This is a genomic window from Phormidium sp. FACHB-592 (assembly GCF_014695795.1).
In the GTDB taxonomy this organism is placed as follows: Bacteria; Cyanobacteriota; Cyanobacteriia; order Leptolyngbyales; family Leptolyngbyaceae; genus Stenomitos.
Window position 1 is genome coordinate 24733 of the sequence record NZ_JACJOZ010000085.1, and the last position, 8910, is coordinate 33642.

General features: G+C 47.8%; 7 protein-coding genes and 1 pseudogene. 2 read left to right on the plus strand and 6 right to left on the minus strand.

Features of this window, described 5'->3' with window-relative positions; genetic code table 11:
- Positions 1-36: 36 nt before the first annotated feature.
- The 4 genes from H6F86_RS23925 to H6F86_RS23940 form a co-directional block, all read right to left on the minus strand.
- The gene (locus H6F86_RS23925) at positions 37-867 is read right to left on the minus strand and encodes an oxidoreductase (RefSeq protein WP_190452010.1); all 831 of its coding nucleotides are present in this window, start codon (positions 865-867) and stop codon (positions 37-39) included.
- A 289-nt stretch (positions 868-1156) separates the two neighbouring features.
- Positions 1157-1666 (minus strand): nuclear transport factor 2 family protein, encoded by a 510-nt coding sequence (locus H6F86_RS23930; RefSeq protein WP_199305469.1) that lies wholly within the window; start codon positions 1664-1666, stop codon positions 1157-1159.
- A 434-nt stretch (positions 1667-2100) separates the two neighbouring features.
- Positions 2101-2493: a cupin domain-containing protein gene (locus tag H6F86_RS23935; protein ID WP_242033668.1), complete on the minus strand. Its 393-nt coding sequence runs from the start codon at positions 2491-2493 to the stop codon at positions 2101-2103.
- A 194-nt stretch (positions 2494-2687) separates the two neighbouring features.
- On the minus strand, positions 2688-4184 hold the full coding sequence (locus tag H6F86_RS23940) for an FAD-binding oxidoreductase (RefSeq protein WP_190452014.1): 1497 nt from the start codon (positions 4182-4184) through the stop codon (positions 2688-2690).
- A 641-nt stretch (positions 4185-4825) separates the two neighbouring features.
- Between H6F86_RS23940 and H6F86_RS23945 the strand changes: the two genes are divergently transcribed.
- Positions 4826-5746 (plus strand): AraC family transcriptional regulator, encoded by a 921-nt coding sequence (locus H6F86_RS23945; protein ID WP_190452016.1) that lies wholly within the window; start codon positions 4826-4828, stop codon positions 5744-5746.
- Between the two features lie 595 nt (positions 5747-6341).
- On the opposite strand, the gene H6F86_RS23950 is transcribed toward H6F86_RS23945, so the two are convergent.
- Positions 6342-6566 carry a hypothetical protein gene (locus H6F86_RS23950; RefSeq protein ID WP_190452017.1) on the minus strand — a complete coding sequence of 75 codons (225 nt, stop codon included), beginning with the start codon at positions 6564-6566 and terminating at the stop codon, positions 6342-6344.
- A 695-nt stretch (positions 6567-7261) separates the two neighbouring features.
- Here H6F86_RS23950 and H6F86_RS23955 point away from each other — a divergent pair.
- Positions 7262-8539 (plus strand): hypothetical protein, encoded by a 1278-nt coding sequence (locus H6F86_RS23955; protein WP_190452018.1) that lies wholly within the window; start codon positions 7262-7264, stop codon positions 8537-8539.
- Between the two features lie 279 nt (positions 8540-8818).
- Here the strand turns inward: H6F86_RS23955 and H6F86_RS23960 are convergent.
- A pseudogene (locus tag H6F86_RS23960) lies at positions 8819-8910 on the minus strand (IS1 family transposase); the annotation flags it as partial.

The window sequence follows — 8910 nt, forward strand, 5'->3', positions numbered from 1 at the left end:
TTCATTCGCTATCGTTCCTTCACGCTCCTGCGCCCCCTATCTGTAATCAGTCGATTCAGCCAGCGCGCGCCATTGTGCCGTTTCTTGCTCGACGTAAGCGTTCTTTTTAGCAATGGCTTTCAGGGTGTCTGTGCCGAGCGGCAACCGGAGCGGTGGTGTATCAGCATTCGCGAGCTGAAGCATCGCTTGGGCAAGCTTGGTAGGATCTCCCGGTTGTTGATAGCTCAGTTCAGAGGCGATTTTACGAACTTTACCGACCGTCTCTGCGTAATCCTCAATTTCCATTGCAGTACGCTGGAGCGAGCTGCCATCGAGAAAACCGGTGCGGAAGTAGCCTGGCTCGACCACAGTCGCATGGATGCCTAGAGGCGCTAACTCATCATGCAACGCTTCGGTAATGCCTTCAACTGCAAACTTGGTTGAGGAGTAGATGCCCCACCCGGGAGTGGAGCGGTAGCCCCCGATCGACGATAGGTTCATAATGTGTCCAGAGCGGCGCTGACGCATACTGGGCAACACGGCACGGATCACATTCAACAGCCCGAAGACATTTGTGCGATAGACCCGCTCAACCTCTTGGGCACTAGTTTCTTCGACGCCGCCTAGGATACCGAATCCGGCATTGTTGACCAACACATCAATCTGCCCAAAGCGTTCCAGTCCTGCTGCCACTGCCGCTTGCACTTGAGCCTCATCAGTAATATCGAGGCTCAGCGTCAACACATTGGGGTTCGACTCGAATTGCTCCAAATCAGTCTTTTTGCGGGCGGTTGCGATCAATTGGTCTCCTGCTGCCAAAACGGCTTTCGCAATTTCGGCTCCAATGCCACGGGAAGCACCTGTAATGAACCATGTCTTTTGAGTCATTGTTTTATCTCCTTGATTGCCTTATCCTTTCATCGCCTTTCTGGTATGGGTTTATCTTAGGCTTTTGAACAAAGACTCTAAATACATAAACCTTTCAGGTTATTGCCTAATTTTCTCAAGCAGGAGAGTAATGCTCAAAAGAATCCTCTACTGCAAATAAGCAAACAATATGGCGCAATCGTAAATCAGTAAGTCACTGTGCAGTCGGTTAACGCCGATCAAAATCAAGAAGGGGCTTCTGACATCTGAGAGGAACTCATTGAATGACCACGGCATTGAGGCACGCAAATCATTTCGGTGGCGAAACCCGGTTCCAAAATTCGTCGAACACCCTGGTATCGAAGAACGCTGTCGCCTTGACGACTTTCCCGTCTTTCATAGTGAAGTACCAAGTGTAGGTGTTGCGGTACGGCAAGCCATCAAGAGCCGTCGTGGCACCGTCGAAGCAGATGATCACCGTATCGCCATCGGCGTAGAGTCCTTGCACGGTCGGCACGAGTGGACTCTTCACCCGCGCGTTGAACGGAGTGATGACCTCATCCATGAATTGCTGCTTGCTGCGATAGATCTTCGAGAGCGGCGAAGAACCAACGATCGTCCACTCGGCTTCCGGTAGCAGCAGGTCGAACGGGCTGCCTTGCCCGACTCGCCATTTGTCGAAGGCAGCCTGGACGACGGCGCGATTTACTTCGGTTGCGTTTCGTTCAGACTCAGCGGCATTCAGCATCTTGTTGCAGCCGACAAGGGCAGCAGTGAGCAGGGCAAGCAAAATCGCCCTGCGATTTGAATGGTTCCACATTCTCTGCTTCCTCATGCGTACTTGATGACGACGCGATGGACTTCAGCCTGCTCAACATCGGGGACAGGAATATCTTCGAGGACAAGTCGTTGGTTGTATCCATGCAGTCGCACTGCTTTCATGCCTTCCATCATCCGAAAATGTTAGTGTGAGTTCACTATAGGTAATCGACTTTGGTTTGTCGCCTGCTCAGAGTTTGTAGTTTTTCGTCTTCCAGAGAATGATTTATCAATCACTCTCTGGAATGAAACTGATTTCAACTCAGGTTGCACTTTAAGATCAAACTTAAGTGTGTGAGTCCTCTAATTCAGATATCCTCTTGGAAGTCAAGAAGCTTAAATTTTACGGTTGGACGATCGTGAGCGCCTTTGCTCATTCACAATTTGCTCTGCTGTCACTCAGTAAGGTTCAGCAGCAGTGTTGGAGGATGGAGCTTAAACAGACAGAGGCGCTCCAACGATCCAAGTGTCGTGCTGCCGTGCAAGCTCTGTCCAACCTTCAGGCGGCGTTTGACCGATTTGGGGGAAGAATTCGTCGATACCACCAGGGACGAAGGTGAAGATCAACCGAGCCCTTCCGGGTCCAAGATTTACCCATCCATGCACGGTGTTACGAGGCACCACGACCGATGTTCCAGGTCCGACCTCAAGCTCTTCGCCCTCGACGTGAAAGCGAAATCTGCCTTCAAGGACTTCAAAGATCTCTTCCCTATCTTTGTGATAGTGGAGTGGCGGTCCGATGAACGGTGGAACATCCACTTCAATAATTGTGAAAGCCCCATCGACATCTTTACTATGGACGCGGATAGCCATGTGCTCGCCAGGCATTGTATCAAACCACTCAAGGTTCTCGCTCTGTCCGACAATTGCAACGTTGCTTTGACTGAATTGAGTACTCATTGTTTTAGGGGTAAAGGTATAGTGACTCTTTCTGAATTTGAACGGGGTGTGGGATTGAAACCCTGCGTGGGGACTTCGCTCCCACACTCCTTGTTCACAACCTGTTTGTGAACGCTATAGCGCTATAAACTCACTGGATCAGCAAGTGTCGCTGGGGCAACAGTGGGTTTGATATTCTGGTTGCGATGGAACAAATTGGTCGGGTCATACTGGTTCTTGAGCGCGACGAGTCGCTCGTATGTGGCAGTCGGATAGACCTCACGAATCCGCTGCTCTCCCTCGTCTGCCAGGAAACCGACATAAGCGCCGTTAGCGTAAGGTAAGAGTGCCCGAAAGACTCGCTGGGTGCGGGCATCGAGACTGGCAGCATCGGCAGATAATGGTGCGAAGTGAGTGATTAATACCATGCCCTGTTTGTCACGGTGAGCAAAGGCTGTTGCATCAGGTGCGACCCGACTCATCGCGCCACCCAAGACACGCAGGGTGATCAGCGTTTCAGGAGACAGGATGGATTGAGTGGATTCAATTAATGCGTGAATCATCTCGTTTGAGAACGTCTCGAAAAACTGCGATCGCGAATGATGCTGAAAGCCAGGGATCTCACCCACTGCTGTGAGTGCAAAAATAGCCGAATAGGGCATAGGCGCAATCAGGTCGGAGAGCGGGGTGGCAAGCTGACGCAGAGGAGCCACAACCCGCTCACCCTCGCTGATGTCACCGGTGTAACAGACCATAATCACGACGACTGGGGTTCCCTGCTTATTGGGTGGGATGAAAGGGGCGGGAGGTGCCAGCATGAACAAAACTTCAGTGGAAAGTTCATCCGGTGCTGCCGCTGCTAGACGGGTATACTCTCGCAGGATACGCTCTGCCTCGGTTGCCTCATAAAAGACGGCACCGCCCAAGATAGTTCCACCTGGATGTAGGTTTACCTCGAAAGCGGTCGCAATACCAAAGTTGCCACCACCACCGCGCAGTCCCCAGAACAGTTCGGGATTTTCGTCAGCGCTGGCACGCAGCAGTTGTCCATCCGCCGTAACCAGTTCTACTGCTTGCAAGCGATCAATGGTTAAACCATAAGCACGGACCATCCAACCAATGCCACCGCCGAGCAGCAAACCACCTACACCCACAGAGGCAACGTCACCTGCCGTCAATGCCAATCCAAAGGACTGGAGCTTTTCGGCAACTTCACCCCAGGTCAGACCAGGTTCCAGACGGGCTGTGTGGCGTACCGGGTCAATCGTCATCGTCTTCATCTGGGAAAGATCAATCACCAGTCCACCGTTATTGGTGCCATGTCCGGCTGCACTATGTCCTCCGCTACGCACAGAGAGCGTCATTGCCTGCTCACGGGCAAAATTGACGGCGACTTTAACATCTTTCGCATCAGCACAGCGCACGATCGCAGCGGGATAGCCATCAAAGCTACCATTCCAGACTTTCCGTTCTGCTTCATAGTCAGGGTGACCAGGCAGGATCAGTTCACCTCGGATCTTTGAGGCGAGGATCTCGATTGCTTCTTTGTAGTCATGCTGATCCCCTTTTGGAGATGTTGTTTGAACATGGATTTGCCCATTTTGCTCGTATTGAGCCGTATTTTGATGTTGTTCTAACATTAGTTACTTCCTTTCATTGTTGAGAGACATGAGAATATTTCTGTTCATCATTGAGCTGTGTCATGAACAGTAAGTAATTAATTCACACCAACACACTCCGCCATTCACCATCTGTTGTGATGGCGCAGTTAACTCTGCTATCAATGGCGATCAATTGTTCAGTAACAAAACTAGAAGTGCTGGAACAGAGCCGCAGCAATCAGGGAGTTTGACGAATCACACCCACGTTTGGATCAAGATTGTCACCTGTGCTGTAGACATAATCAAAAGCACCTTGAGCATGAAGAAGATGTGATTGCAAAAACAACCTACTCCAGCGTTCGATCGTCTCAATTGCTGTGGCTTGACCCAGTGTCGGGCGAATTGGATCGTAATTTCGGCTCCAATTCCACGGGAAGCACTTGTAATAAACTATGTTTTCTGAGCCATCGGTCTATCTCCTTTATTGCCTTATTCTTTCATTGCGCTTATGGCATGAGTTCATCATAGGCTTTGGACAAAAGGTTCTGAATACATAAACTTTGCAGATTATTGCCTAATTTTCTCAAGACAGTGCTCAAAAGAATCCTCTATAATAGGCGTAGAAAAATAATGAAAGGGATGTCTCACAATCCGCTGCTAAGCGTTGACGAGGACCTGGTATGGCAGATGAATTCCTAAAGCGCGAGACCACGATTGATGCTTGTCAGAAACTGGCGGAATTAGTGACCCGCCACACGGATGGCAGAGGAAACGGTATCCATTCCACGGCGATCGCTCAGTTGGAATTGATGCGGGAATCTGCGGCTCCGACAGAACTCTGCACAGTGTATGAACCGACGCTTTGCATTATTGTTCAGGGTAAAAAAGAAACTTTACTGGGTAAGGAAACCTATTACTATGGGACGGCTCAATACATTGTGGTCACAGTCGATCTCCCGCTCAGTGGAAACATTATTGAAGCAACACCGGAGCAGCCGTATCTCTGCTTTAAGCTCAGCCTGGACGCAACTCAACTTTGGGACATTATTGACCAAATTCAACGTCATCCAGATCAAAAAGAAAGTTCAGTCAGAGGCTTATTCGTTAGCGAAGCAAATGCTCCACTAATTGAGTGTGCCACCCGACTCACACGGCTTCTCGATACGCCCGAGGATATTCCATTCCTGGCACCGATGATGATTCGCGAAATCTATTACCGTCTTCTAATGGGCGGCCAGAGCGAAGCGGTTTGGCAGATTGCGACCTCTGGTAGCCAGATGCAGCGCATTGCAGAGGTGATTAACCAGATCAAAGCTGAGTTTACCAAGTCACTGAATATGGATGATTTGGCAAAGCAAGCAAGCATGTCTTCGGCATCATTTCATCGGCACTTCAAGGCAGTGACCTCCATGAGTCCGTTGCAATATCAAAAGCAGTTGAGGTTATTGGAAGCTCGTCGTCTGATGCTGGCTGAAGATGTGGATGCAACCCGTGCGGCGTATCAGGTTGGTTATGAGAGCCCTTCTCAATTCAGTCGCGAATATTCCCGCATGTTTGGTGCGCCACCGAAGAAGGATGTTGAGCGTTTACGAGTTGCCTGAGGATTGCCTGTTGAGCGATCACTGAGAGTACTGTTAACCTGAGTGGCTCAACGCATAACATAGTCCCTCAGGGAAACGAAGCCAGTTTTTAGTCATGGTGTTCAAGCGTAACCGTCATCATTCACTCCGATACCATTCCTAAGCAATGACTATCGAAAATGAGTCAATGTAGCATCGTTGGATTCCCTTGTATTTCTGCAGCGGATAAGCAGTGGGAGGTTTCTGCAATCTCAGTCAGGAAATTTTAGTAGCTGTTTTCGGCAAAGTGACGATTTACGGTGTGACAGTTGAGACTGTAGACCAAACGGTGGCAAAAAAGAGATTGAGAAGGGCGATCGGGCATTGACGGCAGCATAGACTCTTAATGTCTCAAAACCTACCTCACCATCAAACCCTCACAAGGGTTCTGTATGGATATGTTTTAAGACACGGATGTAAAACTGCCGAAAATGCTCGGTTTCGGGAATTTCTATGTCCGCCTGCTGCCACCTACAGAAGGGGAATGCAAGAATCGATCTTTCAGATTGCACACAGACAGTAGTAGAAACAAGAGCATCGAGGTTTCAGATTCTAACTAAGGAGCGATTTGTTAAACTCAGCGAGGTAACCGCCTAACCCCACTGGTCTGCAAAACCAGATATGAAATAGGGCCGGCGATCAACGATTTACCAGTGCTGACACTGGTAAATTGCCCCTCTCTTTCGTAGCCTAGGAATCGAGCCTTTTCGTCATGCGCATGGGTGACGAGCATCTTTTTATCACTGAGTTCTAGCTTTAACTGGGTGCAGAGAAAAGCAGCCAATTTTTGCTTAATTTCCACAGCTTCTATTTTAGTTCCACTAATCCGGGAGTTGGCAACGATTTAGGTAAAAATGGGTCATTTACCAATTTTTCTCAGGTTTTGGTCGCTGAGACCTTCACTCTTTCGTTCTATTATCAGGGTTTTATAAGGAAAAAGCAGTCTTTGAAAACTTTGGTAGACCTAGGTTTCAGATCAAATGGTCCAATTTTGATCGAATTATTTCCAAACCTCTAAAACTAAGCCTGTTAGACGACTTTATACTTGTTACTCACTGGCTAGGAAGGGCAAAAGTAAAAAAGGAAGCCACGCCGGCACCGGCGTGGCTTCCTTTTTATTTGATCGTTAATTGGTTTTTTAGTTGAGCTTTTGAACCCCCTTAGTTCTTGATTTAAGGTTTAGCCCTTCATAAAGATTTCTAGAAATAGGCTACACATTCAAGAGGAGTAAAAAATTTTTTCTTCATCTTTTTCAGCAATCCGTTTTCTAAAGAAAACCTTTAATAAGGCTGTCACTCATTGCAGAATTAAAAACTTTCTTTAGTGCAATTTGTGTAGATGGAATTTCTTGCTGGGAGTGTGATGCCTGAGTGTATGTAAGTTTTGAATTGTGACAAAAGTACCCTCATGGGTAATGTCAGCAGTGGGATGAACATCGCACTATTAAGAGTAGGGTTGTGAACAATTTTATAGACACATCAAGTGGAGGAAACATCTATGTCTGAAACGTTTATCTGTCAAGCACCACGAATCGGAAGACATGAGCAAGGACGACGACTGTCTCTTCAGCTTGTAAGACTTAGATGCCTAGACGAAACTGAACATGAGGGTGTTTGGCCCTTTGAAGGTGAAGGAATCGCAAATGATGCTATTCGACTCACATGCGCTGTAACAACAAGGATAGGAGTTGAAGCAGAGCCATTACAGTGTCGTACTGAAACAATGAATTTGGGTGACAATTACGAAGATAATCGCACCGTTACCTTAAATCGTGAAGTGGCTGCACTTTTTATCTCAAACACTAGTCCCTATCCAGTAACAATGAATGTGGTTCTTTTACTTGGAGAAGAAGACTGGGGCGGGGCCAACTGGGACAAAGAGGTCAAGGAAGTTGTAAAAGTTGTAGGAGCTACATCTAGTAAAGGCGTAGCAACTCTGACTACAGCAGGTGTTGGAGGTGCAATTGGTTCTGCATTAGGTCCTGTAGGAACAGCAGTTGGGGCGGCAGTTGGAGCTATTGTCGGAGCTGTTATTGATGGACTTACTTCTGCCATTCAATCGATGGAATCAGATGTGTTTTCGCCGCAAGATCTTTCACTTTTTCTCCAGTCTCCTGATGCAAGATTTGAGGGTGTTACCCCAGACCGATTGATAGGTCATTTAGACTTCGTAGGGCACGGTGGACATTATCGACTAACGTATGAATGGAGATTTCAGCGAGTAAATAGTCTTCCTACTCGTTTGGGAATGAGGCATCTTCTACATTGGTACAATGGAGATAGAGGAGATAATTTTCTTACTTCAGATCCTAGGTGGAATGGTCGTGTCGGAGATGTGGTAGACGGCTATCGATTGTTTCGCGAAGAGGGACAGATTTTCGAGCCACGAGGTTCTCGCCCGCCAGGCACACTGCCGCTATACAGTTGGTGGAATCCTGAAAGGCAAGATAACTTTATTACTTCTGATCCACGTTGGTCTATGGATCCGTCTACCATTCGCTGGTCTGGTGAGCACATTGCCAACGGTCGTGTTCAAGATGGGTATTCTCTGTATCGTCTTGAGGGGTACATTTATGACCCCAAGCTTCCCCAACCTCCAGGAACTTTACCTTTATTCAGTTGGTGGAGCAGCGGTCGAGCAGATAATTTTGCAACGACGAACTCACGCTGGAGCATACCAGTTGGAGATGTAAGATGGTCTGGTGAACATATTGCAAATGGGATTGTTAGAGATGGATACGCTCTTTATCGTCTCGAAGGTTATGTTCAGGCTTAGATTTTGTGAAAGATAACTGTAAGGCTTTTAGGGATTGTGCCAGTTGGCGGCTAGTTCAGCACCGGAAGCGCCAGTTGAGCATTAGCCACGCTGATCAATGGGCACCTTAGAACCAACAGAGACATCACCAACCCGGTCAGAGCGATCGGGTTCTTTTTGCCTTATAAATCGTAAGGGTAGTCCTAAACAAGTAAGGATGAGTTGTAGTGGTGAACAAAGTACCAGATTGCACCGATGTGATTCTCCAGTTTTTTTGAGGGTAGTGCTGAATAGTAATGGTCAAGAACGAAGAGAGGCATTGTAATGATGCACAAAATACCAAATTGCTCCAATGTGGTTACTCAACTTCTTGGAGAATGACAAGGTTTTAC